The sequence below is a fragment of the Bradyrhizobium sp. 604_D8_N2_3 genome, assembly GCF_051810765.1.
Classification (GTDB): domain Bacteria; phylum Pseudomonadota; class Alphaproteobacteria; order Rhizobiales; family Xanthobacteraceae; genus Bradyrhizobium; species Bradyrhizobium barranii.
In genome coordinates this window covers 8877601-8901128 of sequence record NZ_JBPWPM010000001.1, presented here as the reverse complement: position 1 = coordinate 8901128, position 23528 = coordinate 8877601, and the positions used below count along the sequence as shown (strand labels likewise).

Here is a 23528-nt window from a genome sequence, read left to right as displayed (position 1 = left end):
TCAATTGTGTATGAGCTCGTGTTTTTATTCTCAATGGCGCGCTGGAGCACCGTTCCGATTGCGCTGCAGCGGCTCTAGTGATTGCGGGTCAGCTCCACGCCATCGACCACCATTTTCCATGTTCCCGCCTCCTGGTGAGGCGGCGTCGACACCTCGAATGTCGTCGGGAGGAATGCAATGCCGACGACGAAATGATCGCCTCGAACCGCCGCAGCGGGGCGTTGATCGACGTCGTGGTGGTCGCGCCAGCCCGGATCAACCGCACGCGCCGATGCCGCGCGGCGCATCGGCGCGCGCGTTAACAGATTGTTCATCGACCACGGCGCGGCAGCCGTAACCGCCGGTTAACCATGGATATTTACGGTGTAGCAAGCCTCTGAACCGGGGCTGTCAGTTGATTTCGAGTCCAATCCTATGGCGTTCGGTCGAAGCGCATCTCCGCGAAGCATCGCCCCGACGGAGCCTGCGGCTTCGTGGGAAGCGCCGCGGGCTGCGACGGCGAAGCCTGACAGCGCTGCTCCTGCGCTGATCAAGGGATCGCTGACCGTCACCGGTGCGCTCTCTTTCCTGCGCGAGAATGGCCGGCGCATCCTGACGCTGGCGCTGGCGCTGTTCGCCCTGGGCGTCATTGTCCTGATGGTCTTGCCGGTTCGATATGCCGCGACAGCCCTGGTCGTCGTCGATCCCCGCGAGCTGCGCGTCACCTCGGAGCAGGACGTGCTGCCGGGCATCGGCCAGGATGCCGCGGCACTCCAAAGCCAGATCGAGATCGCCAAATCGGACGGCTTTCTCCGCCCCCTGATCGAGCAGCTCAAGATCGCCGACGACGCGGACATCGCGGGCGGTTACACCGACATGACGCGCCTGCTCGAAAAATTTCGCAACCGTCTCGATATCTCGCGCCGCGGACTGACCTACGTCATTGCGATTTCATTCACCTCGAACAATGCGGAACGGGCCGCGCATTACGCCAATGCCATCGCCGAGGCGTTCGTCGCGAGCCAAGGCCGTGTCCGCACCGAGGCGACGGACGAGGCGGCCGACTGGCTCAAGGACCGGCTGAAGGCATTGAACGAGCGCCTGCGCGTATCAGAAGATGCCGTTGCCGCCTTCAGGTTCGAGCACAAGATCCTCAATGCCGGCAAGGATTCCACGACCCAGCAATTGCGGGTGACCGATCTCAATCAGCAGGTCTCCGCCGCTCGCGCGCGTACCGAGGAAGCCAAGGCGCGTTACGAGCAGGTGCAACGCGATCTCAAGGCCAATGTCGAAGGTCCGGTGAAGCAGGACCTTCTGAGCATGCTGCGCGCGCAGCGCTCGACCCTGAACGATCAGATCGCGCAGAAGAAAGCGGTGTACGGCGACCGCCATCCCGACCTCGCGATCTCCTACAGCCAGCTGGCTGACATCAACAGGCAGATCGAGGTCGAGCGGAAGAAGAACATCGACACGGTGAAGTCCGAATACGAGGCCCAGCTGGAGCAGCAGAACGCGCTGGAAAAGCAGCTCAGGGCGGTCGAGACGCAGATGCTGGTCGACGGCCAGGCGCTCGTGAAGCTGCAGGAGCTGCAGCGTGACGCCGATGCCAACAAGAACATCTACGAGCAGTTCCTGTCGCGGTTCAAGACGACCAACGAGCAGCGCCAGCTGCAGAGCTCCCAGACCAAGATCGCCTCGCTCGCCATTCCGCCGATGCGCTCGACGCGTCCGCCCCTCGCCTTGCTGCTCGCGGCGCTCGCGATCGGCTCGATCCTGACCTCGACGGCGGCCGTTGCGGCGATGGGAAGCATGTCCGACGGGCCTGCGCCTGCCGAGGCTCCTGCTCAAACTCCTGCTCAGACTCTTGCGCGTGCTGAAGCGGCGGAGACGCAAGTCCAGCGACCGGGCCCGGCCGCGCGCCAGCCCGAGGCGATGCCGAACCTGCCTGTCTGGGCCCGCATTCCCGATCTGGCGCCTGGCGCCGTGGCCAACACCGTGTGGCAAAGGCCGATCACTGCCTCGGCCGAGCTCGACCTCGGCGCGTATCTGCGTCCGCTTCTCGAGCGGATCGATCGCGCGCCGGTGCGCGGCTGCAAGGTCGCCCTCGTGTTGTCGGTCGGCAAAGGCGCCGGCGGTAACACCGTTGCGCGCTCGCTCAATCGCGCGGCGGTGAATCGGGGCATGATGAGCGTGCTGATCCGGCTCCAGCCGGAATTCGCAGGTCACCAGCCTCCGGTAACCGAATGGCAGGACGGCTCCACCACGGCGGGGCTGCAGTCGATCGACGAGCTGTTGAGCGCCGGCAGAAAAGCCGATGCGCGGCCCGAGGACGATATTCGCTCGGAGTTCGATCTGATCGTCGTCCATGCGAGCAATCTCGCACTTCAGCCCGACGCCATCGCGCTGGCCGCGCACGCGGATCTGATCATCCCGGTGGTGCGCGCCGGCGAGCTCGGTTCGGCGGCGATGCGGCGGGTGACCGCTGCGCTGTCGAGATATGGCACCGTGCCGACCGGTCTCGTCGTCAATCACGCGCCGGCGGGTTCAGTGGCGCCTCACCCTGAGGGCAGCGCGTTGAGCCGGGCGGTTTGACGATGCCGACCGCTGGCAAGGCTGCGGCTCATGCCTGAGGCGCAGCGCGCAAGCGCACCTGTAATCTGCTTCACACGCAAACGCGCCCAATGACGCTAGATGAACTAGGGCCCGCCTCCGCGCGGCCCGGTTCGGAGCTGGCGATGATGGCTGCACTGGCAAAGGCGATATCCCGCGCGACGAGAACCAACGTTGATGTCGAAACCGTAAAGGTGCTCGTGATCTTCTCGGGCGCGGGCTTGCTGCTCTCTCTCGTGGCCGCGATGATCTACGGACAGGCCCTCAACGCCGCCTTGTTCTGAGATCGCGCGAGGCGACCGCGCTTCGACCCGAAGCAGGTCCTCATCCCCAGGAGCCCGCCCGAAGCGGGCATCTCGAAGGTATCCGCCTGCATTCGAGCCGTCATTGACGCCGCGAGGCGGCGCCCGCAGGATGCAGCGTCTCCAATGCACGACTATCTCGGCTCGGGATTGCGGCGATGACCTGTCAAGCTCACTCCGTAACGCTGGTGCTCATTGCCCGCATACCGCCCGAGGGTATCGAGGCCTTCCGCGCCTACGAGGATGCCGTCCTGCCGCTACTCCCTTCGTTCAACGGGCGTGTGGAGCGTCGTCTTCGAAATCCGGATGGCACGATCGAGGTGCACATCGTCAGCTTCGCATCCGATGCGGACTTTCAAGACTATCGCAATGATCCCCGGCGCCTTGCGCAAGCCGGGTTGCTGGAAAAATCATCCGCGAAGCTGGAATTGCTTGCGATGGCGGACGTCTCGCAATGGCCGGTGACATCGGCGCAGGGATGATCGGCGGCGCAATGACCGGGATGTAACCGGGCGCGCCGGGCATCATCGAACTGTCATCGCTTCGTCATGCGCGCTCTATGGATCGCTGCTCCCTTGGCCGCGCATCGTGGGGGCTGATATGCATCTGAATGAGACAATGTCGTCCGACCGCCGGTCGATCCTGAAGGGCCTCGCGGCCGCAGCCGTCACGTCCCTGGCGGCACCGGCCATGGCAGCCGATGGTCTGCCGGCGCAGCCGAGCGGCGCGGCGGCCGCCATCGCGACCGACAATGCCTATTGGACGGCGGTGAAGGCGCTCTATTCAGTGACGCCGGATGTCGTCAATCTGGAGAACGGCTTTTGGGGCATCATGGCCGAGCCGGTGAGGCGCGAGTTCATTCGCCAGACCGACATGGTCAACTATCAGAACACCTACTACGCGCGGCAGCGCGCGGGTGCGGATTTCGAGGCCGTGCGCATCAAGGTGGCCCAGGCGGTCGGCGCGGCGCCCGAGGAGATCGCGCTCACTCGCGGCGCGACCGAAGCGCTGCAGCTCCTGATCGGCGGCTACAACAAGCTGAAGCCGGGCGACAGCGTGCTCTACGCCGACCTCGACTACGATTCGATGCAGTACGCGATGAACGCGCTTAAGGCGCGTCGCGGTGTCGACGTGGTCAGGTTCGATGTGCCGGAGCCGGCCACCCGCCAGGCCGTGCTCGACGCCTATGCCCGTGCCCTCGAGGCGAATCCCAGGACCAGGCTCCTCCTCCTCACCCATGTCAGCCATCGCACCGGCCTCGTCATGCCGGTCGCCGAGATCGCCCGCATGGCCAGGGCCAAGGGCATCGACACAATCGTCGACGCCGCCCATTCCTGGGGGCAGATCGACTTCAGGGTGGGCGAGCTCGAGGTCGATTTCGTCGGCTTCAACCTGCACAAATGGATCGGCGCGCCGCTCGGCGTGGGCTTCCTCTACATCAGGAAGGACCGTCTCGCCGACATCGACCGCGACATGGGCGACGAGGACTTTGCGGAGACCGATATCCGCTCGCGGGTTCATACCGGCACGGTCAATTTCGCGACGGTCCTGACGGTGCCCGCGGCCGTGGCGCTCCATCAGCAGATCGGCGCGGCGGCAAAGCAAGCCCGCCTCCGCTATTTGCGTGATTACTGGGTGAGCCGCGCCCGCGGATTCAAGGACATCGAGATCCTGACGCCGGATGAGGTCGGCTCATATGGCGCGATCACGTCCTTCCGTCTCGCCGGAAAGACCAGCAAGGCGGACAACGACGCTATCGTCGTGAAGCTGAGGGACAGCCACAAGGTCATGACGGTGCGCCGGGCCGGCGTTGCCAAGGGCCAATGCATCCGTGTGACGCCGGCGCTCTTTACCGAGGAGGCCGATCTCGACCGCCTCGTCGAGGCGCTCGCCGTTGTCACGGGGACGAAGACGGGGTAGGCCCGGGCGCGGGACTGACATCACCACGAATTCACGGGACTTCATCCTCCGCGCATCTGACAAATGTCAGATGTGGGGCGTCCGTCAGTCTCCGCCGCCCCATTTTATCGGCCCACGGTCTGGTTTATCTCTGTCACTCCGGTGCCCTGCGCAAGGAGGAGACGCGTGCTCGACCATATTCTCAGATTCGTGACGCTCGGATCGATCATCGTTGGCATGGCTGCGATCTATGCGGCGCTACACACCAACAATCGGCGTCTGGGCGCGGACATCTTCCTTCGATATTCCGACCGGGTCTCCGACCTGCGACGCCGCCTTCCGGTCGCGGCATTCCTCGAGCGAGGGGCTGCCGGCGACATTGAGATCACACCGGAAGAGCGCCGGGCGGTACACGAGATCATTCATTCGATCTTCGAGCTCTACGAACTCAAGGTGCATGGCTTCTTTCCGCCGGCGATCTGGAAGATCAGGGAGCCCGATATCGAACGGCTGCTCTCGCTGCCGGTCTTTCAGCAGGAACTGGCGGGCCTGGAGGGCCGATATACGAGACATCCGCGTTTGACAGCTTGGCTTGAGAAGATCAGGGGTCAGCAAGAGACGGCCTGACTTTCTCAGTGAACCGGTCGACGGTCTCACCGCCAGCCAAGCGCCGGCGCGACGTGCTTCAAGATCGCCTCGATCGCATGGGCGCAATAGTCGACACCGAGCTGGTTCGGGATCGTCAGCAGCAGCGTATCGGCTTCGGCAACCGCCTCGTCCTGCTTGAGCTGCTCGATCAGTGCGTCCGGCTCGGCCGCATAACTCCGGCCGAAGATCGCGCGCGTTTGCGGGTCGATGAAGCCGATCTGGTCTTCGCCTCCGCGCTCCCCGCCGAAATAGGCGCGGTCGCGATCGTTCATCAGCGCGAAGATGCTGCGGCTGACGGACACGCGGGGCTCACGGGTGTGGCCTGCCTCCGTCCACGCGGCGCGATAGCTACGGATTTGCGCCGCCTGCTGCACATGAAAAGCTTCGCCGGTCTCGTCGTTCTTCAGCGTCGAGCTCTGCAGATTCATGCCGAGCTTCGCCGCCCACACCGCGGTCGCGTTCGAGCCGGCGCCCCACCAGATGCGTTCGCGCAGGCCTGCCGCATGTGGTTCGAGGCGCAGCAGTCCCGGCGGATTGGGAAACATCGGCTGCGGATTGGGCTCGGCAAAACCTTCGCCGCGCAACAGGTCCAGAAAGACCTCCGCGTGGCGCCGGCCCATGTCGGCATCGCTCTGGCCGTCAGCCGGGCGATAACCAAAGTAGCGCCAGCCGTCGATCACCTGCTCCGGCGAGCCGCGGCTGATGCCGAGCTGGAGCCTCCCGCCGGCGATGAGATCGGCGCTACCCGCATCCTCGATCATGTAAAGCGGGTTTTCGTAGCGCATGTCGATCACGGCCGTGCCGATCTCGATTGTGCTGGTTCTCGCGCCGACGGCGGCGAGTAGCGGGAAGGGCGAGGCCAGCTGGCGCGCGAAGTGATGCACGCGGAAATAGGCGCCATCCGCGCCGAGCTGTTCCGCCGCGACGGCCAGCTCGATGGATTGCAGCAGCGTGTCCGCCGCCGAGCGGGTCTGCGATTGCGGCGAGGGCGTCCAGTGTCCGAAGGACAGAAATCCGATCTTTTTCATGGGCGTCATTTAATGATGGCAGGGGCGGCGTCAACCGCCTGCTCTGGCGACGGGGGTATGCGACGGGGCTGGCGCGAAATGCTCGGCCCGTTCGACCAGGAGATCCAGGAAGGTTCGCGCGCGCAGCGACATCCACTGCGTCTCCGGATAGACCGCATGCAGGGGCAGCGCGGCGATGGTGTAGTCCGGAAGCACATGTTCGAGCTCGCCGCTGCGAAGGCCCTCCGCGGCATTCCACTCGGGCAGGATCGCGATGCCGAGATGCTGCATCGTCGCCTCCTGCATCGCATCGGCATCGTCGACGTGAATGGGTCCGTTGATCGATGCGACATGACGGCCGTGCTCGGATTCGAAGGCCCATTGGTGCGCCGGCGACATCCGTGAATAGACGATGCACTGGTGCGAGCTGAGATCGTCAGGTGTCCTCGGCAGCGGGCGGCCGTGCAGATAGGTGGGGGTCGCGACCAGATGGCGCTGCACGGTCCCGAGCCGGCGGGCGACCAGCGTGCTCGCCTCCAGGTTTCCAATGCGCAGCGCCAGCTCGATGCCTTCTTCCACCAGATTGACGAACCGCTCGCTGAAGCGGATGTCGACCCGCACTTCCGGATAATTCCGAACGTACTCGGCGATGACGGGCATCACGTAGCGCCGTCCGAACGACGACGGCACGCCGATCCGGAGCGTGCCGGTGGGGCGGGGTGCGGCCTGTTCGACACTCGACCGCGCCATGTCGAAGCTGTCGAGGATCTGCCGCGCGAGATCGTAGATCCGGTGCGCTTCGGCCGTCGGCTTCAGCGTGCGCGTCGTGCGCGAAAACAGCTGCGTGCCGAATTCGCTTTCAAGCATCGCAATGCGCTTGCTGATCGCGGGCTGGCCGATCCCGAGCTCCTTGGCCGCAGCCGAGAAGCTGCCGCCCTCCAGGGCGCGAACGAAAGCGCGCAGGCAATCGATCCGGTCCATAATTCATTCCGATCTGGAATAAATTATATCCCATTTATTCCGTGGTGCGCAACTCGGCGGGTCGCTAGGCTCCCTCAAAACAAGCATTCACAGGGGAGGAGACGAAATTGGCACGCCATATCGGAATTGTCGGCGCCGGCATCGCCGGCCTGCATCTCGCGCTTTACCTGCAGAAGCACGGCGTGGACGCGACAATCATCACGGATCGACCGCCCGAGGAATACAAGAACATCCGCCTGCTCAACACCGTCGCGCATCACCACGTGACGATCGCGCGCGAGGACTATCTCGGCGTCAATCATTGGAGCGATCCGAAGGACCATTATTACTACCACGACCACGTCTTCAATTTTCCGCAGCCGCTGAGTTTTCGCGGTGATTTCTCGAAGCCGAGCCGCGCCGTCGACTATCGGATCTATCTTCCTGCCCTGATGCAGGATTTTGTCAGCCGCGGCGGCAAGATCGAATACCGCCGCATCGAAGAGCGCGACATTCGTCCGCTGGTCGCCCGCTTCGATCTCCTGGTCGTCTCGACCGGGAAGGGCCCGCTGGGCCAGCTCTTCACTTACCGGCCGGAGCACACGCCCTATTCGCAGCCGCAACGGCGGCTGTGCGTCGGGCTTTACACCGGCGTGCGGCAGCCCGATCCCATGAACGTCACGCTCTCGGTGTCTCCAAGCCATGGCGAGATGATCGTGATCCCGACCATTACGTTCGGCGGTGTCGCCAACGCGCTGTTGATGGAGAATGTGCCGGGCGGCGACATGGAGGAACTGGCCACGCTCAGCTACGACGACAACCCGAAGCACTTCTTGAAGGTGCTGCTGGGCAAGCTCGAGAAGCACCACCCGACGACCTACGACCGCATCGACACCGCGCGGTTCGATCTCGCGCAGCCGCAGGACCTGCTGCAAGGCGGCGTGGTCCCGACGGTGCGCAACACTGTGGTCGAGTTCGACGACGGCAAATGCGCGATCGCGCTCGGCGACGTCCATGCGATCGTCGATCCCATGATGGGCCAGGGCGCCAATATCGCGTCCTATGCGGCCTTCGTGCTCGGCGAGGAGATCGTCAACGCCGACGCGCTCGACGTGCGCCTGTGCGAGAAGATCGAGCTGAAGCGACAGGATCGCGTGCTGGCGGCATCGCGCTGGACCAATGTGATGCTGCAGCCGCCGACGGAAGCGCTGGGCATGCTGATCGGCGCGATGAGCCAGAACCCGGCGCTGGCCAACGAGTTCACCGAGAATTTCAACTACCCGGACCGGCAGTGGGATCGCATCTGCACGCCGCAGCGCATCCAGGCCTGGATCGAGCGCATGTCGGCGCCGCCTGAGCCGGTCAGGGCGATTGCGTGAGGCCCGATGCGAGCGGAGGCTGAGGTGCAGCGCGCCAATCCGGCGTCATTCCGCGAAGCCGCGTCGCGCTTTGCGACCGGCGTCGCGGTGCTGACCGCGCTGGACGAGCACGGCCGCGTCTGCGGCATGACCGCGAACAGCTTTGTCACCGTCAGCTTGTCCCCGCCGACCGTGCTGGTGTCGGTCATGCCGGGACGCATGCACCGGGCGATCTCGGCGACTGGACGCTACTGCGTCAACGTCCTGCCCGAGCATGGCCGGGACCTGTCGCGGCACTTCGCGAGCCAGCCGAACACCGGCGCTGCTCCTGATTACGACATCGTCGACGGCCTGCCGCGTCTCTCCGGCTGCATGGCCTGGTTCGCCTGCGAGGTCACACGCCACGTCGATGTCAGAGACCACACGCTGATCATCGCCGAAGTTTCGAGCTGCGACTATCGCGACACCACGCCGCTGGTGTTCTTTTCCAGCCGGTATCATCTCGGGCCGGGCGTGCCGGTGGATCGGTGAGGGTTGCAGCGGTCCGCGGCTTGAGCGGATCTGGTGTTTTCCTGGCTGCATCGGGGCGCTTTGGCGTTACCGCCGGGACTAGCTTGCCCTGGCGTTCTTTGCGCGAGGGGGCGTATCGTTGACGTTGTCGGCGCGCTTGGGATCGTCCGCGGCACGCCATTGTCGTGGCGTCATTCCGGTCCAGCGCCTGAAGGCGTGGGTGAATGCGCTGACTTCGCCATAGCCGAGCAGCCAGGCGGTTTGCGAAATCGGCAACTCGTCCTTTTTCAAATAGCTTTTGGCGAGGTCGATTTTCAGCTCGTCCATAATGCCGGTGAAGGTCAGTCCTTCCGACGCGAGGCGCCGCGCCAACGTGCGGTGGCTCATGCCGAGCCGGCGCGCGATCTCCTCAGCCCGTGCCTCGCGATGGGGAAGCAGTGGCGCGATGGCATTCTCGACGCTCGATCTGAGCGAAACTCCCCCAGGCTTCCGATGTGCAAGCGCCTCCTCGCAGAAGGTCACCAGCAGATCGTTCAAGTGGTGATCGGCACTTTCGATGGGCATCTGTCCCACGGACTGAGGGAAGGCGATCTCATCGACGTCTGATCCGAACTCGATCTCGCAACCAAGGAACGACCTGACCTCCGCGGGCATCGCTCGACGGCGATGGGCGACTTTGACACGGCTTGGCACCACGCGGCGGTTGGTCAGTGCGCGGTTGATTCGAATGATAGAGGTCACCCAGAATTCGATCTGGTGCCGATCTGACCGCCGTTCCACGCCGACATAGCTCAACGCAATCGCCATGTCCTTCGCGGCAAATCGCAGTGAAATTCCCTCGTTCGCGAGGCGGCAATAGCGCTCCGTCTTTGACAAGGCTTCAGCGACTGTCCCGGATGAGGCCGCGACATAGTAGAGCAGGCCGATCTCACGAAGGTCGAAGTCCCGTGCCAGGTGAAATCCCAGGGCGTCGTCGTGCAGCGCCTCGGCACCAAGCTCCAGAAACTTGATCTGGCTTTCAACGCTCAGCCGCGCCTTGCGGTCTTGGATCTGCTCGAGGGTCAATCTGGCCTTGGACAGCAAGCCGTCCGCCTGAATGCCGGCTTCGCGCAGGCGGGCCCACACCAGGCGGGCGATGCCGCCGGTCGCACTGGGCATGGCTTGCAATTGGGGCGAACGGGCAGCAGCCACATCGAACCCTTTCGTCGTTGCCGCTGCGGCCTTGAGTTCTCGGCTCGCGCATCGGGATCGCGGCATAGAAAATCAAGTTATTGGCTCACGATAACAAGAAACCGGGTGTCATGTGACTTAAATCGGCGATCTGTCCCCCTAGGTGCGTCGTCTGTACTCGGGGGCGAACCCACCCCGAAAAAGCCCGAAGGCCTTGATGTCCAGCTGCGATGGCGCGCCGCCTATAAACGTGAAGATATTGCGAAGTTACGGAAAATTGCTCGGAATTCCTCATATCGCTCATGGCCCACGGACGGTTGCGCTTGAGCGCGTTGGCGATTGCGAGATCAACATGTTCGAAACGCTTGAAACCGGTTCAGCTGCGGCGCCCCTGTTCTGGATGGAGCTGTTCGATCTTCGCGTTCACGCCTCGCGCGACAGCCGCGGATGCCACAACATGAGCGACGCAGTCGCAGCGTTCAACGATTTTGCTTCGCAGGCGAGCCGCCTGGCGGAGGTGCCGCCGTGCGACACCGGCGAAGCCGTAGGCTGACAATTGCCGCGTCCACCGAGAGTATTCCCAGCGGAAAACGCAGCGCTTCTGACGCGCGGCCAGATTCTTGGCTACGACACGGAGCGGATGGCGTTTCTGTTTACGATGACGTATGGCGCCAGCATCGTCGACTGCGAGATAAGCAGCGTCGCGCTGGACGACCTTCACGGCTCGAAGGGCACGCGTCCCGACGAAAGGGAGACCCAATTCAGGTGTCTCCGCGACGCGGTCGAGCGCCTTGCATCATACGCTTTCGAACAGCAGGGCAGGCGGCAGCGCGAGCGGCTCCGCATCTTCTCCAAGCACGTCAAGGCGCTCTGACGACCGCCAAAGCAAGGCCGCCGCCAACAACGGCAACGCATATGCAATTTGTGCCACGTGAGATGCTCGACATCTCCCTCTTAAACATTTCACTCGACCATGGTCTGCAAGACCGGGTTCCGCAGTTGTCGCCGGCTGGGTGTTGCCGCGCCGTGACATCCAGGCACGCTCAGCCGGCATAGACTGGTCGATATCCGGTGCCCCTTCCGTTGCCCGGATGGTGAGTTATCGCGCTCTTGCGTCCAGTTGTGAGTGTTGCCGGTGGTCCGGACGAGTCGCATCAGTGCTCCAGCAGTTTTGTTGGCTTTGTCGATCGCAGCAGTCCTGGGCGGCTGTGCAGGACGTCCGTCGCAGGGCGTGCTTGTTCCGACAGCGCAGGTCGCCCCCGGAAACACAAATGTCCCGATCTACGTCGTCACCAATCGCAAGCGATCCGACGTCGATCCCGGTGAGATGTTCAGCGGGGACCGTTCGGACGAGTTGTCCTTTGCCGAGGTGACTGTCTCGATCCCGCCAGATGCCGCGCGGAAGATCGGCGAAGTGCAGTGGCCCGCGAGCCTGCCCGGCGACCCCCAACGGGATTTCACGACTGTGTCGGCCGACTATCTCGACAAGACGCATTTCGCTGCGTCTGTCGCCGCGGCGATGAAGCAGTCCGGTCGCAACAAGGTGCTTGTCTTCGTCCACGGCTTCAACAACCGCTTCGATGATGCGGTCTATCGCTTCGCGCAGATCGTGCACGACTCCAAAGTGCCGGTCGTTCCCGTGCTTTTCACCTGGCCATCGCGCGGCGAGCTGAGGCTGCGCGCGTATACCTATGACCGGGAAAGTGCCAATTTTTCGCGTGACGCGCTCGACAATCTGTTGAGCACGCTCGACGCCTCGCCTGCCGTCGGCGAAGTTTATCTTCTGGCTCATTCGATGGGCAATTGGATCGCACTGGAAGCACTGCGAACGCGGGCGATCCGCGCCCCGGCTGTCGCGTCGAAGCGCAGCAAGCTGAAGAATGTGATGCTGGTGGCACCCGACGTGGATGTCGATGTCTTCCGCTCGCAACTGAACCGGATGAGCGGCGCGCGGCCCCCCATCTCGTTGTTCGTCTCGCGTGACGACGGCGCGCTCTCGCTGTCGAAGACGATCTGGGGAGACGTCGCCCGCCTGGGCGATATCGACCCGACCCAGGAGCCTTATCGAACTGAGCTCGCGCGCGACCGGATCGACGTCTACGACCTGACGAAACTGGCGGTCGCCGGCGACGACGCCCACGACCGGGCTTTCGAGCAGGTAGGCCCGGTTGTCGCAATGATCCGCCAACGCATGGCCCAGGGCCAAGCGCTGGGTGAACAGAAGGCGGCCGCGGGCCCGCTCGCGCGGCTTGCGGAGTAGCGCGAGAGGCAGGCCCTGCCTGGCTTTTTCATGGCGACGTGTCGACGAGGCCGTGACGTCTCAGGCGTAGGCCACCCAGCCGCGGAACGTGAAGCCGGTATAGAACAGGGTCGGGTCGGAGAAGCCTGCGTCGCGCAAGATCACGACGTCCTGCTCTGGTGCCAGAATGCTCAACTGGCCGTCGACCGCCTTTCGCGCGGCGGCCGCCTTGTCGGGCTCGACTCCGGCTGCGGCGAGAAAGGCCGAATAGCGCGAGAGCCAAAGCGGCCGTTCATCGTCGTTGCCGGGGATGCTGAAATGGGCCGCGACGAACGGCGCGCCGGGCTTGAGGCGGCGGCGGATTTCGGACGCTATTCGCAGCCGTTCCTCGACATCGACGAAATGCAGGGTCAACAGGCACGTCGCGCCGTCGAACGGCCCCTCCGGCGCATCGTCGATATAGCCTTGATGCAGATGCGCGCGCGACACGAGCGGGCCCAGCGTCTGCTTCGCGAGATTCAGCATCGCCGCGGACGGGTCCACGCCATCAAAGGTCCAGCGCGGCTGCGCTTGCGCAAAGGCATTCAGCTCCAGGCCGCCGCCGGCGCCAAGAACAAGTATTCGCGCATCTTCACGCGCACGCTCGCCCAAAAGGATCGCCGCCATGGACAGCATCGAATTGTAGCCGGGAACAAACCGTGGCGGCCCTTCGGTGTACTTCGCCACCATCTGCGGATCGGAGAACGCGTTTTGAATGTCGGTCACGATGTTGTCCTGCTGAGGGGAGTCGGTCACGCGTGATGCGCGCTCATGCTGTGAAGCTTTCGCGCACCCAGGCGCTTGCGCAGATCGTCGCTCAGCATCGCCAGCGACACTTCGGCAAAGCGCGACAGCAACAACGCCTCTGCATCGTCAAAGGCCTGATCGAGCGCGGCATTGACGGCCTGCTCGACCAGGCAGCCAGGCGCCTCGGTCCGGTTGCCCATGGCCAGAATCGAGGGGCTGCCGAGCGCGGTGTAGACATCGCGCAGCGTCACCTTCGACAGATCGCAAGCCAGCGTCCAGCCGCCGCCGTGCCCCTTCTCGGAGCGGACGTAACCGAGGTCGCGCAGGCCCGCCATGATGCGGCGGATCACCACCGGGTTGGTGTCCATGGCCTTCGCCAGGGTCTCGGACGTGAACGGGCCAGGCTGCTGCGCCATGTGCAGCAGGACGTGGAGCACGCCTGATAATCGGCTGTCTCGCTTCATGTAACTTCATATGTTACATGATGGCGCCGAGGTCAACCCGTTTCGGTGCGAGCGTAAGGGGCGCGTTGCCATCCCGCGCCCGTTTTGCCCGACGGGTCAACGTCGCCGCAGACCGCCTAAGCCATTGATCCCGCTCATGCCGTCTACTGTGCATGGGGTTGTTTTCGACATTTTTGCTTTGGGGACACAACAGCCGCGGGCTGAACCGGATCTCATCCGGCTCTGCCGCTACTTCATCACCCGCAGGCCCTTGGTCGTAAACCGCTGCGTCTTGCCGCCGGGGCGCACCGGTCGCCGTGTGCCGGCGGCCTTGCCGGTGCCGGGCGGCTGATGCGCGGGCACGAGCTGGTCGGGACGCGAGCCGATCAGGTCGCGGCGACCCATCTCGATCAAGGCCTCGCGGAGCACCGGCCAATTGTCGGGGTCGTGATAGCGCAGGAAGGCCTTGTGCAGCCTTCGCTGGCGCAGGCCCTTGATCGCCTCGACCTTGTCGCTGCCGCCGCGGCGTACGCCGCGCAGCGGGTTGACGCCGGTGTGGTACATCGCGGTTGCGGTCGCCATCGGCGAGGGCAGGAAGGTCTGCACCTGATCGGCGCGATAGCGGTTCTTCTTGAGCCAGAGCGCGAGGTTCATCATGTCCTCGTCGGTCGTGCCCGGATGCGCCGCGATGAAATAGGGGATCAGGTAATATTTCTTGCCGGCCTGCTCGGCCGCGGCATCGAACATCCGCTTGAACTGGTTGTAGGCGCCGATGCCCGGCTTCATCATCTTGTCGAGCGGGCCGCGCTCGGTATGTTCAGGGGCGATCTTCAGATAGCCGCCGACGTGATGGGTGACGAGCTCCTTGATGTATTCGGGGCTCTCGACCGCGAGGTCGTAGCGCACGCCCGAAGCGACCATCACCTTCTTGATGCCCTTGGTCTCGCGCACCTTGCGATAGAGCCGGATCAGATCGTCATGCGAGGTGTTGAGGTTCGGGCAGATCTCCGGGAAGACGCAGGACGGCCGCCGGCACGCCGCCTCGACCTTCGGATCCTTGCACGCCATCCGGTACATGTTGGCCGTGGGGCCGCCGATGTCGGAGATCACGCCGGTGAAGCCCGGCGTCTTGTCGCGGATCTTCTCGATCTCACGCAGGATCGAGCCTTCCGAGCGGTTCTGGATGATGCGGCCCTCGTGCTCGGTGATCGAGCAGAAGGTGCAGCCGCCGAAGCAGCCGCGCATGATCGTGACCGAGAACTTGATCATGTCCCAGGCGGGGATTTTTGCTTCGCCATAGGACGGATGCGGCGCGCGCGCATAGGGCAGGTCGTAGACCGCGTCCATCTCGTCGCTGGTCAGCGGGATCGGCGGCGGGTTGAGCCAGAGATCGCGATCGCCGTGACGCTGCACCAGCGGGCGGGCATTGCCGGGATTGCTTTCACGATGCAGCACGCGCGAGGCGCGCGCATAGGCTTCCTTGTCCTGCTCGACTTGCTCCAGCGCCGGCAGCCGGATGACGGTCGCACCCTTCTGGCGCGTTGCGCCCTCGTCGGCGGAATCGAGATCGTCGGCGTGCAGTTCGCTGTAGTCCTCCGGGACGCGGCGGAACAGCGCGACGCCCCTGATGTCGCTGAGCTCGCGCGGTGCTTCGCCGGCGGCAAGACGGTTGGCCACCTCGACGACGGCACGCTCGGCATTGCCATAGAGCAGCAGGTCCGCCTTGGCGTCGGCCAGCACCGAGCGGCGCACCTTGTCGGACCAGTAATCGTAATGTGCGATCCGGCGCAGCGAGGCCTCGATGCCGCCGAGCACGATCGGGACATCCTTGAACGCCTCGCGGCAGCGCTGCGCGTAGACGACGGTGCAGCGGTCCGGCCGCTTGCCGCCTTCGCCGCCGGCCGTATAGGCGTCGTCGCTGCGGATGCGCCGGTCCGCGGTGTAGCGGTTCACCATGGAGTCCATGTTGCCGCCGGTGACGCCGAAAAACACTTTTGGCTTGCCGAGCGCCTTGAACGGATCGGCCGAATGCCAGTCGGGCTGGGAGATGATGCCGACCCGAAAGCCCTGCGCCTCCAGCAGCCGGCCGATGATGGCCATGCCAAAACTCGGATGGTCGACATAGGCATCGCCTGTCACCAGCACGATGTCGCAGGCATCCCAGCCGAGCGCGTCCATCTCGGCGCGGCTCATGGGAAGGAACGGCGCCGGCTTGCGCGGGCGCGCCTGCGCCATCAGGGGCTTTTCGGCGGTGATGATCTGGATGTCCATGGCGCCTACGCATAGGACTCCGGGCGTACGAATACAACCGACGGACGCGTGAAGATTTGCGGTTCCGCCAGGGGCTATCCGGCTTGCGGGAGTGCGTTAACCGTTCGCGAACCCTTGCCGGACCTCGGCAGTCGTGGCCGGCTCGCCGCCATGCTGGCGGACCATCCGCACGGCATTCCCGACGAGGCGGAGATTGGTCACCGTCGAGCCCGGCAGCGCCGCCTCGATCCAGACCTTGCGCAAGGCGAGCATCGCCTCGCCGCCCGGAACAGTGCGCGTGCCGCATATGCATATGAGCGATCCGTCTTCCGGGTTCTCACCGCGGCCGACATCGGATATCCGATTGCTCCATGGGCAAGGAAATTTCCGACGGCGGTGACGACGCCGGTGCGGCGCCGTCCACCGAGGCCTGGCTCGGTGCGGTTGCGCTGATCGGCTTCATCCTGGTGGCGACCGCGCAGGCCTCAAATCAGATTCTGGCGCGGGGCCTCGCGGGCTCCGTCCCGCCCTTCGCGCTCGCCTTCTTCCGCTGGAGCATCGTTGCCATCGGGCTCGCGCCGATCGCGTTCGCCGAAATCCGCGCCGGCCGCGTGCCACTTGGCAAGAACATCTGGCCGATCCTCGCCGCCGGCTTCATGGGCATGTTCCTCTGCGGCGGCCCGGTCTATGCCGCGGGCATCTCGACGACGGCGATCCACATCGCGTTGATCATGGCGCTGTCGCCGGTCACGGTGCTGATGATCTCTGCGGTGCTCGGCATCGAGCAGGTCGGCCCGCTGCAATGGCTCGGCACGGCGCTTGCGCTCGCCGGCGCCTTGCTCATCATCTCCGGCGGTCATCCGGAGACCTTGTTCGCACTGGAGACCGCAGCGGGCGACGGCCTGGTCGTGATCGCGATGCTCGGCTGGTCCGGCTACACGCTGCTGCAATCGCGCGCGGCGCCCAAGGCGTCGCTGCTGGCGCGCATGAGCCTGTTCGCAGGCGCCGGCGCGCTGTTCTCGCTGCCGCAGGCGCTGATCGAGATGTGGACCACGCCGGCGCAGGTCTTCAGCACGAAAGCGGTGTCGGCTTACGTCTTCGCCGGGATCGTTCCCGGGCTGCTCGCCTATGCCGGCTTTGCCTGGCTCGGCGGCAAATTCGGTTCGGTCCGAACCTCGCTTGTGCTTTATCTCGGACCGATCGCGAGCGCCCTTCTGTCGTTCGCAATTCTCGGTGAACCGCCAAAACTGATCCATCTGTTCGGCGGTGTGCTGATCCTCGGCGGGGTCTGGGCGAGCCTGCGCAAATAGTTCCATTGATCGGAGTTGTGGTTCATCCGCAGGAACCAACCGCCTCCGCGAACATTCTGATCAAGGGACCGGTGCGAGCCATGCTCGCGCGCGCCCCGACCATCCCGGCGCCAGTGCCGTAACCGGATTTTGCCTCGACGCTTCGTTTCGGGGCGATGGGGGACTTGTGAGTACGGTCATAGAGAACTTGTTGTCACGGAAGCAGAAGCTTGTGGAACAGCTCGAGAAGGCGCAGTCGGTCGACGATCGCGACAAGATCGAGCACCAGCTCGAACAGATCAACACCGCGCTGGATTTTCTGGACAGGCCGGGATCGAAGGACGCGGGGTAGTAGCGCTCAGTCCACCTTCAGCGCCTCCACTATCAAGGCCTCCACTTTCAAGGCCTTGGCATAGGCCAGGCCGGAATTGGTGATGTGCGTCGTCATCAGCGCTTCGAACGCCGCGAACTCGCCGCGCGCGAACAGATCGAGCAGCTTGCGATGCTCGTCGAAGGACGAGCGGGTGCGCACGTCGATCGGCGACGTCAGGTTGGTGCGCAGCGCGGCGACGCGGCCCGAGACGAGCTGGTAGGATTCGATGAGATAGCGGTTGCCGCAATGCGCGAACAACCCTTCGTGAAAGCTCGCATCGGCGCGGCCATAGGCGATGTTGTCCTTCGCCGCGATCGCCGGCTCCATCGCCGCGATTGCCTCGCTCATCGTCGCAATTGCGCCGTCGCGATCGTGACGAAACGCGAGCTCGGCGGCCTTGGGCTCGAGCGCGATCCGGAAGGTGCAGAGCGCAGTGATGTCCTCCGCGCTCGGCGTGAACACGAAGCTGCCGACCTGCGGCCGGATCACGACCAGCCCCTGCGCCTGCAACTGGCCCATCGCCTCGCGCACCGGCGTGCGGCTGACGCCGAAGGAATTCGCCACCATCTCCTCGGAGATGGCGGCGCCGAGCGCGAACTCGCCGTCGATGATGGCCTGGCGCAGCCGCAGCACCACCCGCTGCGACAGCGATTTCGGCGTATCGAGCTTGAGCGATCGCATCTGCTGTCTCAGATCACCTTGCCGGGATTGAGCAGGTGATCGGGGTCGAGCGCGGCCTTCAGCGTCCGCATCAACGCGATCTCGGCTTCGCTCCTGGCATGGCCCAGCCACTTCTTCTTCAGCGTGCCGATGCCGTGCTCGGCGGAGACGCTGCCGCCCAGCTCGCGCACCAGACCGTAGATGATCGCGTCCATCTCTTCCTTCGGCTGCTGCTCGACGGAAAGACCGGTGACCCAGGACACGAGATGCAGATTGCCGTCGCCGATATGGCCGTAATAGACGCTCTCGCACCCCTTGATGCCGGAGGCCAACGCGGCCTTGCAGCGCGTGACGAATTCGTCCATGCGCGCCACCGCAAGCCCGATGTCGTAGGAGATGTGCGGGCCCAGCACCTGGCCGAACTCGGCGCAGATGTCGCGCACGCGCCAGAACGCCTGCGTCTGCGCCAGCGATTGCGCCACGGCGGCATCTGCGAGCAGCCCGCGCTCCATCAGCTCTTCGAGCCAGGCCTGGAAACGCGGTGCATCCAGGCTCTCGTCGGTGCCTTGGGCCTCGACGAGCACGTAGAGACCGTGGCCTGCGGCGACCGGCGGCTTCACGCCGGCGCGATTCGTGATCACGTCCCAGTAATCCGGCCACATCACCTCGAAGGCCGACAGCAGCGGGCCGAGCCCGCTGCGCGCGGCACCGAGCAAGTCGATCACCGCGGCATAGTCCTTCAGCGCGCACAGCGCCGCCATGGTCGAGCGCGGTTTCGGGAACAGCCGCAACACCACGCGGGTGATGATGCCGAGCGTGCCTTCGGAGCCGATGAAGAGATGCTTGAGGTCATAGCCCGCGTTGTTCTTCATCAGCTTGTTGAGGCTGGTGATGATGGTGCCGTCGGGCAGCACCACCTCCAGGCCGAGCACCAGTTCGCGCGTCATGCCGTAGCGGATCACGCGGTTGCCGCCGGCATTGGTGGAGAGATTGCCGCCGATCGCGCAGGAGCCGCGCGAGCCGAGGTCGAGCGGAAAGAAGAAACCGGCTTCGTCCGCGGCCTTCTGGATCGTCTCCAGCGGCGTGCCCGATTTCACCGTCATCGTCATTGACGCCCGATCGATCTCCTCGATGCCGGTCATGCGCTCGAGCGAGATCGCGACCCAGCCTGCTTCGGGCGATGCGCCGCGGCACAGCCCGGTCAATCCACCCTGCGGCACGAAGGGCAGTCGCGCCTGCCGGCAGGTCCCAATCGCATCGGCAACGCCTTGCGCATCGACCGGTCGGATCACCGCAAGCGGCGCTTGTGGCAGGCTCGCGCTCCAGTCGTTGCAATTGCGCGCCGGCACGTCGGTGCCAACAAGCACGGCGGCCGCGCCGAGCTTGTCGCGCAAGGCGCCGAGCAACTGATCGGGACGCTCAATGGGGCTCACCATGTTCATGCGAGACCTCCTCGGAATCTGGCTGCGTCTCATGCGCGCCGTGATGGTGGAAAGGATTTGCGTCCGCCTTGTATGTAAGGTACAACATAAAAAGTAAAGCAAAAACAAGGCTCGGAAGGCTTCCTAAGATCGTTCGAGATCAGGGGTTTAGTCCGGGACCGCAGCTAATGGGTGGTGAGATGACGGAGGCAATTCGCGGGTTCTGGGTGGCGTCGGCGACGCCGCTGGCGACGGATGGCAGCGTGGACTCCGCCAAGCTCGCCGCCCACGCTAGGCAGCTCTTCAGTAAGGGCGTCGATGGCGTCGTGCTGTTCGGCACCACCGGCGAGGGCACCTCCTTCAATGTCACCGAGCGTGTCGCGACCATCGAGGCCGTGCTCAAGGCCGGCGTCGCGCCTGAGCGGATCGGCATCGGCGGCGGCTTTCCCGCCATCACCGACAGCATCGCGCTGACGCGCACCGTGCTCGGCCTCGGCCTGCGCCACGTGCTGTATCTGCCGCCCTATTTCGACCGTGGTGTCACGCCCGAAGGCATCGAGGATGCTTTTGCTGCGATCATCGACGGCGTCGCCGACGATCGCCTGCGCGCCTCGCTCTATCACATCCCGCAGGTCTCCGGCGTTGCGATCCCGACCGGTGTCGCGGCAAACTTGCGCAAGCGTTACGGCGAGGTGGTTGCGGGCCTGAAGGACTCCAGCGGCGACTTCAAGCAGTTCCAGGCGTTCCGTAGTGCTGCTCCCGATCTCGCCATCACCGTCGGCAACGAAGCCGACATCACCCGCGCGATCGCCGCCGGCGGCGCCGGCACCATCTGCGGCATGGCCAACGTCGTGCCCGAGCTGGTCAAGGGCATGGTTGATGGCAAGGACGTCGAGGCGCGCATGCAAGCCGCGACCGATGTCGTGCTGAACACGCCGTCGTTCCTTGCGACGCTGAAGGCAATCCTCGCCGCACAGACGGGCGACGCGGGCTGGCTGCGCGTGCGCCCGCCATTCCGTGCCTCGTCCGATGGCGCAGCGCTCAAGCGAAAGATTGACGAGCTGATTGCTCCTGCCATCGCGTGAGATGCGAAACTTTCGTGACACGTTGTCGCGAATTCGCGTGCAGCGTGTTGCGATCCCTGCGACGTCAATCGGTAATTGCCGCTTAGTGCGCTGATGCGCTTAGAACGATTCAACACTAGAGCGATTCAAGCTCGCCTACGGTTCTCTTCGATCCCGCCGACTGTTACAGGCGCACACTTCAATGTTCTTGACTTGAAGTGGAATGAAAGTGCGTGCCCCCGTGGATGGCCAACGCGTCAGCGGCCATCGTCATCATGCCGGCAAGAGCCGTGCAGGTCTTCTCCTCGGCGCAGCGGTGCTGCTCGTCGAATCCCCCTCGAACACGACGACCGCGCAGGCGCAGTCAGCGCTGCCGCCGGTGACAGTGGAAGCGCCGGTGCAGCGGCCGAAACCGGCCCGCGCATCCGAATCGCCCCAGCGCCGGACGCAAGCCGCCGCGCGCCAGCGCAGCCGGAATGCCGCCACACCAGCAGCACCGACAATATCGGAACGTGCAGCAGCGGCGGCCGCCGCGCAGCAGGCTGCCAAGCTCGGTTACCGCGCGATGCCGAGTTCGACCACGCTGCGCAGCGGCGCATCGCCCCTCGATACCTCGCAGGCGGTCAACGTCGTGCCTGAGCAGGTGTTGAAGGACCAGCTCCCGCGGAACATCGACGATGCGCTCATCAATGTCTCCGGCATCACCCAGACCAACACGCTCGCCGGCAGCCAGGACGCGGTGATCCGCCGCGGCTTCGGCGATAATCGTGATGGTTCGATCATGCGCAACGGCATGCCGCTGGTGCAGGGCCGCAGCTTCAATCCCGCGGTCGAAAGCGTCGAGGTGCTGAAGGGGCCGGCCTCGCTGCTCTACGGCATCATGGATCCCGGCGGCATCGTCAACACCATCAGCAAGCGGCCGGAGCTCTATCAGCACGGCTCGGTCACGCTGCTCGGCTCGACATTCAGTGCCTCGAAAACCGGCGCCGACGGCCTGCTCGATGTTACCGGTCCGATCGGCGATCAGGGCCTTACCTATCGCTTCATCGGCTACGGCGTCAGCGAGGATTACTGGCGCAATTTCGGCCGTCACCGCGAGATGCTGGTCGCACCGTCGCTGGCCTGGTACGGCCAGGACACCACGGTCCAGCTCAACTACGAGCATCGCGAGTTCATCTATCCGTTCGATCGCGGCACGGCGTTCAATCCGGTGACGAAAGCGCCGCTGGCGGTTCCCGCCGACCGCCGGCTCGACGAACCTTTCAACAACACATGGGGCACGTCGGACCTGTTGCAGGCCTCGGTCGAGCACCGCTTCAACCAGGACTGGAAGCTCTACGCTGGCTACAGCTACAACACCGAGACCTTCAGCGCCAACCAGCTCCGCATCACCGGCATCAACTTCACGACCGGTGCGGAGACGCGCAGCAATGACGGCACGCGCGGCTCGCTCAGCAATGTCAGCTACGGAACATCCTACGTCTCGGGCAGCTTCTGGCTCGGCAACATGCGCAACGAGGTGGTGTTCGGCGGCGACGGCCAGTATCGCACCATCTACCGCGATAGCCTGATCCGGCAAGCAACGCCCGCCATCAACATCTACAATCCGGTCTATGGGTTGGTCGGGCCGGGCACGACCGTGGTGCCCGGTGACAGCGCCCAGACCGACAAGCTCGGACAGTGGTCGCTGTTCGTCCAGGATACGCTGCATTTGACCGAGCGGTTCGCGCTGGTCGGCGGCGCGCGCTACATGGACTACGATCAGATCGCCGGGCGCGGGAAGGCACTGTTCTACACCAATACCAACGTGTCCCAGGACAAGGTGCTTCCCCTCGGCGGCGCCATCTTCAAGCTGACCGACGAGATCTCGCTGTATGTGAGCTACACCGAATCGCTGAAGCCCAACTCGACCATCGCGCCGATCGGCATCGTGATCGATTCCAATGTCGCGCCCGAAGAAGGCGTGTCATACGAGACCGGCGTGAAGTTCGATCTGAACAAGCGTATCTCCGGTACGCTGGCGCTCTACGATCTCGACAAGAAGAACGTGCAGACGACGAAGACGAACAGCGCTGGCGTGGTGGAACTCCATACCGTCGGCCGCGCCCGCTCGCGCGGCGTCGAGCTGGACGTGACCGGCAGGCTCACCGACAGTTGGGCCCTGATCGGCAGCTATGGCTATACCGACGCGCGGGTGACGGCATCCGAAGATCGGTCGCTCTACGGCATGAAGCTGCAGAACGTCGCGCTGAACACGGCCTCGCTCTATCTGGTCTACGACTTCGGCACGGCTCTGCCGGGACAGCTCCGCCTCGGCGGCGGCGCGCGCTATGTCGGCGATCGTCCCGGTGATGCGATCAACAGCTTCTTCTTGCCGTCCTATGTGGTCGCCGATATTTTCGCGACCTATGAGACGAAATACCAGAACACGCCGGTGATCTATCAGCTCAACGTCAAAAACCTGTTCGACACCGTCTATTATCCCTCCGCCGTCAACAATCTGAACGTCGCGATCGGCGATGCGCGCCGCGTGTCGCTGTCGGCAACGGTGAAGTTCTAG

General features: G+C 64.4%; 24 protein-coding genes. 14 read left to right on the top strand and 10 right to left on the bottom strand.

The window, feature by feature from the left end; genetic code table 11:
• Window positions 1–74 precede the first annotated feature (74 nt).
• Window positions 75–314: a hypothetical protein gene (locus AB7245_RS42820; RefSeq protein WP_193560915.1), complete on the bottom strand. Its 240-nt coding sequence runs from the start codon at window positions 312–314 to the stop codon at window positions 75–77.
• 100 nt (window positions 315–414) lie between these two features.
• On the opposite strand from AB7245_RS42820, the gene AB7245_RS42815 reads away from it, so the two are divergent.
• The 5 genes from AB7245_RS42815 (at window position 415) to AB7245_RS42795 (ending at window position 5417) form a co-directional block, all read left to right on the top strand.
• Window positions 415–2571, top strand: coding sequence for a GumC family protein (locus AB7245_RS42815; RefSeq protein ID WP_135215951.1), 2157 nt, complete (start codon window positions 415–417; stop codon window positions 2569–2571).
• A gap of 143 nt (window positions 2572–2714) precedes the next feature.
• Complete coding sequence (locus tag AB7245_RS42810; RefSeq protein WP_166104648.1) at window positions 2715–2873, top strand: hypothetical protein; 159 nt, start codon at window positions 2715–2717, stop codon at window positions 2871–2873.
• A 176-nt stretch (window positions 2874–3049) separates the two neighbouring features.
• Window positions 3050–3373: a hypothetical protein gene (locus AB7245_RS42805; protein WP_085399994.1), complete on the top strand. Its 324-nt coding sequence runs from the start codon at window positions 3050–3052 to the stop codon at window positions 3371–3373.
• A 136-nt stretch (window positions 3374–3509) separates the two neighbouring features.
• Window positions 3510–4811 carry an aminotransferase class V-fold PLP-dependent enzyme gene (locus tag AB7245_RS42800; RefSeq protein ID WP_244623305.1) on the top strand — a complete coding sequence of 434 codons (1302 nt, stop codon included), beginning with the start codon at window positions 3510–3512 and terminating at the stop codon, window positions 4809–4811.
• 165 nt (window positions 4812–4976) lie between these two features.
• A complete protein-coding gene (locus tag AB7245_RS42795) occupies window positions 4977–5417 on the top strand; it encodes a hypothetical protein (protein WP_085399998.1) in 441 nt (146 codons plus the stop codon).
• Window positions 5418–5443: 26 nt separating this feature from the next.
• On the opposite strand, the gene AB7245_RS42790 is transcribed toward AB7245_RS42795, so the two are convergent.
• Both AB7245_RS42790 and AB7245_RS42785 read right to left on the bottom strand, forming a co-directional pair.
• Window positions 5444–6466, bottom strand: a complete 1023-nt coding sequence (locus AB7245_RS42790; RefSeq protein WP_085400054.1) for an LLM class flavin-dependent oxidoreductase — start codon at window positions 6464–6466, stop codon at window positions 5444–5446.
• Between the two features lie 30 nt (window positions 6467–6496).
• Window positions 6497–7426: a LysR family transcriptional regulator gene (locus AB7245_RS42785; RefSeq protein ID WP_085400000.1), complete on the bottom strand. Its 930-nt coding sequence runs from the start codon at window positions 7424–7426 to the stop codon at window positions 6497–6499.
• A gap of 107 nt (window positions 7427–7533) precedes the next feature.
• Here AB7245_RS42785 and styA point away from each other — a divergent pair, with 107 nt between their 5' ends.
• Window positions 7534–8784 (top strand): styrene monooxygenase subunit StyA, encoded by a 1251-nt coding sequence (styA, locus tag AB7245_RS42780; protein WP_354080290.1) that lies wholly within the window; start codon window positions 7534–7536, stop codon window positions 8782–8784.
• Window positions 8785–8790: 6 nt separating this feature from the next.
• Window positions 8791–9294, top strand: a complete 504-nt coding sequence (gene styB / locus AB7245_RS42775) for a styrene monooxygenase NADH-dependent flavin reductase subunit StyB (protein WP_085400003.1) — start codon at window positions 8791–8793, stop codon at window positions 9292–9294.
• A gap of 78 nt (window positions 9295–9372) precedes the next feature.
• Here the strand turns inward: styB and AB7245_RS42770 are convergent, their stop codons facing one another.
• Window positions 9373–10431, bottom strand: a complete 1059-nt coding sequence (locus AB7245_RS42770; protein WP_063979793.1) for an AraC family transcriptional regulator — start codon at window positions 10429–10431, stop codon at window positions 9373–9375.
• 364 nt (window positions 10432–10795) lie between these two features.
• On the opposite strand from AB7245_RS42770, the gene AB7245_RS42765 reads away from it, so the two are divergent.
• From AB7245_RS42765 to AB7245_RS42755, 3 genes are all read left to right on the top strand, one after another.
• The gene (locus AB7245_RS42765; protein WP_244623307.1) at window positions 10796–10996 is read left to right on the top strand and encodes a hypothetical protein; all 201 of its coding nucleotides are present in this window, start codon (window positions 10796–10798) and stop codon (window positions 10994–10996) included.
• 3 nt (window positions 10997–10999) lie between these two features.
• Window positions 11000–11317, top strand: coding sequence for a DUF1488 family protein (locus tag AB7245_RS42760; RefSeq protein ID WP_205124614.1), 318 nt, complete (start codon window positions 11000–11002; stop codon window positions 11315–11317).
• A 252-nt stretch (window positions 11318–11569) separates the two neighbouring features.
• The gene (locus AB7245_RS42755) at window positions 11570–12703 is read left to right on the top strand and encodes an alpha/beta hydrolase (RefSeq protein ID WP_071909205.1); all 1134 of its coding nucleotides are present in this window, start codon (window positions 11570–11572) and stop codon (window positions 12701–12703) included.
• Between the two features lie 60 nt (window positions 12704–12763).
• Here the strand turns inward: AB7245_RS42755 and AB7245_RS42750 are convergent, their stop codons facing one another.
• From AB7245_RS42750 to AB7245_RS42735, 4 genes are all read right to left on the bottom strand, one after another.
• Window positions 12764–13477, bottom strand: coding sequence for a class I SAM-dependent methyltransferase (locus AB7245_RS42750; protein ID WP_135215953.1), 714 nt, complete (start codon window positions 13475–13477; stop codon window positions 12764–12766).
• The gene (locus AB7245_RS42745) at window positions 13474–13932 is read right to left on the bottom strand and encodes an Rrf2 family transcriptional regulator (RefSeq protein ID WP_085400006.1); all 459 of its coding nucleotides are present in this window, start codon (window positions 13930–13932) and stop codon (window positions 13474–13476) included. The genes AB7245_RS42750 and AB7245_RS42745 overlap by 4 nt, the downstream gene beginning before the upstream one ends.
• A 228-nt stretch (window positions 13933–14160) precedes the next feature.
• The gene (locus tag AB7245_RS42740; RefSeq protein WP_085400008.1) at window positions 14161–16182 is read right to left on the bottom strand and encodes a YgiQ family radical SAM protein; all 2022 of its coding nucleotides are present in this window, start codon (window positions 16180–16182) and stop codon (window positions 14161–14163) included.
• A 96-nt stretch (window positions 16183–16278) separates the two neighbouring features.
• Window positions 16279–16434, bottom strand: a complete 156-nt coding sequence (locus AB7245_RS42735; protein ID WP_161495788.1) for a 3-keto-5-aminohexanoate cleavage protein — start codon at window positions 16432–16434, stop codon at window positions 16279–16281.
• A gap of 98 nt (window positions 16435–16532) precedes the next feature.
• Here AB7245_RS42735 and AB7245_RS42730 point away from each other — a divergent pair, with 98 nt between their 5' ends.
• Both AB7245_RS42730 and AB7245_RS42725 read left to right on the top strand, forming a co-directional pair.
• Window positions 16533–17471: a DMT family transporter gene (locus AB7245_RS42730; RefSeq protein ID WP_085400012.1), complete on the top strand. Its 939-nt coding sequence runs from the start codon at window positions 16533–16535 to the stop codon at window positions 17469–17471.
• A gap of 190 nt (window positions 17472–17661) precedes the next feature.
• Entirely contained in the window at window positions 17662–17802 is a 141-nt protein-coding gene (locus AB7245_RS42725) for a hypothetical protein (RefSeq protein ID WP_162131457.1), read from the top strand.
• Window positions 17803–17808: 6 nt separating this feature from the next.
• Here the strand turns inward: AB7245_RS42725 and AB7245_RS42720 are convergent, their stop codons facing one another.
• Together AB7245_RS42720 and AB7245_RS42715 are read right to left on the bottom strand one after the other, a co-directional pair.
• On the bottom strand, window positions 17809–18504 hold the full coding sequence (locus tag AB7245_RS42720) for a GntR family transcriptional regulator (RefSeq protein ID WP_085400014.1): 696 nt from the start codon (window positions 18502–18504) through the stop codon (window positions 17809–17811).
• A gap of 8 nt (window positions 18505–18512) precedes the next feature.
• A complete protein-coding gene (locus AB7245_RS42715; RefSeq protein ID WP_085400016.1) occupies window positions 18513–19925 on the bottom strand; it encodes an FAD-binding oxidoreductase in 1413 nt (470 codons plus the stop codon).
• A 179-nt stretch (window positions 19926–20104) separates the two neighbouring features.
• On the opposite strand from AB7245_RS42715, the gene AB7245_RS42710 reads away from it, so the two are divergent.
• Window positions 20105–20989: a dihydrodipicolinate synthase family protein gene (locus AB7245_RS42710; RefSeq protein ID WP_085400057.1), complete on the top strand. Its 885-nt coding sequence runs from the start codon at window positions 20105–20107 to the stop codon at window positions 20987–20989.
• A gap of 202 nt (window positions 20990–21191) precedes the next feature.
• Window positions 21192–23528 (top strand): TonB-dependent siderophore receptor, encoded by a 2337-nt coding sequence (locus AB7245_RS42705; RefSeq protein WP_439035664.1) that lies wholly within the window; start codon window positions 21192–21194, stop codon window positions 23526–23528.

Bases quoted from the DNA above. Each gene is read 5' to 3' on its own strand.
- AB7245_RS42770 (WP_063979793.1), bottom strand. From the start codon at position 10,431: ATGCCCAGTGCGACCGGCGGCATCGCCCGCCTGGTGTGGGCCCGCCTG.
- AB7245_RS42765 (WP_244623307.1), top strand. From the start codon at position 10,796: ATGTTCGAAACGCTTGAAACCGGTTCAGCTGCGGCGCCCCTGTTCTGG.
- AB7245_RS42710 (WP_085400057.1), top strand. From the start codon at position 20,105: ATGACGGAGGCAATTCGCGGGTTCTGGGTGGCGTCGGCGACGCCGCTG.
- AB7245_RS42745 (WP_085400006.1), bottom strand. From the start codon at position 13,932: ATGAAGCGAGACAGCCGATTATCAGGCGTGCTCCACGTCCTGCTGCAC.
- styB (WP_085400003.1), top strand. From the start codon at position 8,791: ATGCGAGCGGAGGCTGAGGTGCAGCGCGCCAATCCGGCGTCATTCCGC.
- AB7245_RS42740 (WP_085400008.1), bottom strand. From the start codon at position 16,182: ATGGACATCCAGATCATCACCGCCGAAAAGCCCCTGATGGCGCAGGCG.
- AB7245_RS42705 (WP_439035664.1), top strand. From the start codon at position 21,192: ATGAAAGTGCGTGCCCCCGTGGATGGCCAACGCGTCAGCGGCCATCGT.
- AB7245_RS42810 (WP_166104648.1), top strand. From the start codon at position 2,715: ATGATGGCTGCACTGGCAAAGGCGATATCCCGCGCGACGAGAACCAAC.
- AB7245_RS42715 (WP_085400016.1), bottom strand. From the start codon at position 19,925: ATGAACATGGTGAGCCCCATTGAGCGTCCCGATCAGTTGCTCGGCGCC.
- AB7245_RS42720 (WP_085400014.1), bottom strand. From the start codon at position 18,504: ATGCGATCGCTCAAGCTCGATACGCCGAAATCGCTGTCGCAGCGGGTG.
- AB7245_RS42805 (WP_085399994.1), top strand. From the start codon at position 3,050: ATGACCTGTCAAGCTCACTCCGTAACGCTGGTGCTCATTGCCCGCATA.
- AB7245_RS42735 (WP_161495788.1), bottom strand. From the start codon at position 16,434: ATGCTCGCCTTGCGCAAGGTCTGGATCGAGGCGGCGCTGCCGGGCTCG.
- AB7245_RS42790 (WP_085400054.1), bottom strand. From the start codon at position 6,466: ATGAAAAAGATCGGATTTCTGTCCTTCGGACACTGGACGCCCTCGCCG.
- AB7245_RS42730 (WP_085400012.1), top strand. From the start codon at position 16,533: ATGGGCAAGGAAATTTCCGACGGCGGTGACGACGCCGGTGCGGCGCCG.
- AB7245_RS42785 (WP_085400000.1), bottom strand. From the start codon at position 7,426: ATGGACCGGATCGATTGCCTGCGCGCTTTCGTTCGCGCCCTGGAGGGC.
- AB7245_RS42815 (WP_135215951.1), top strand. From the start codon at position 415: ATGGCGTTCGGTCGAAGCGCATCTCCGCGAAGCATCGCCCCGACGGAG.
- AB7245_RS42800 (WP_244623305.1), top strand. From the start codon at position 3,510: ATGTCGTCCGACCGCCGGTCGATCCTGAAGGGCCTCGCGGCCGCAGCC.
- AB7245_RS42820 (WP_193560915.1), bottom strand. From the start codon at position 314: ATGAACAATCTGTTAACGCGCGCGCCGATGCGCCGCGCGGCATCGGCG.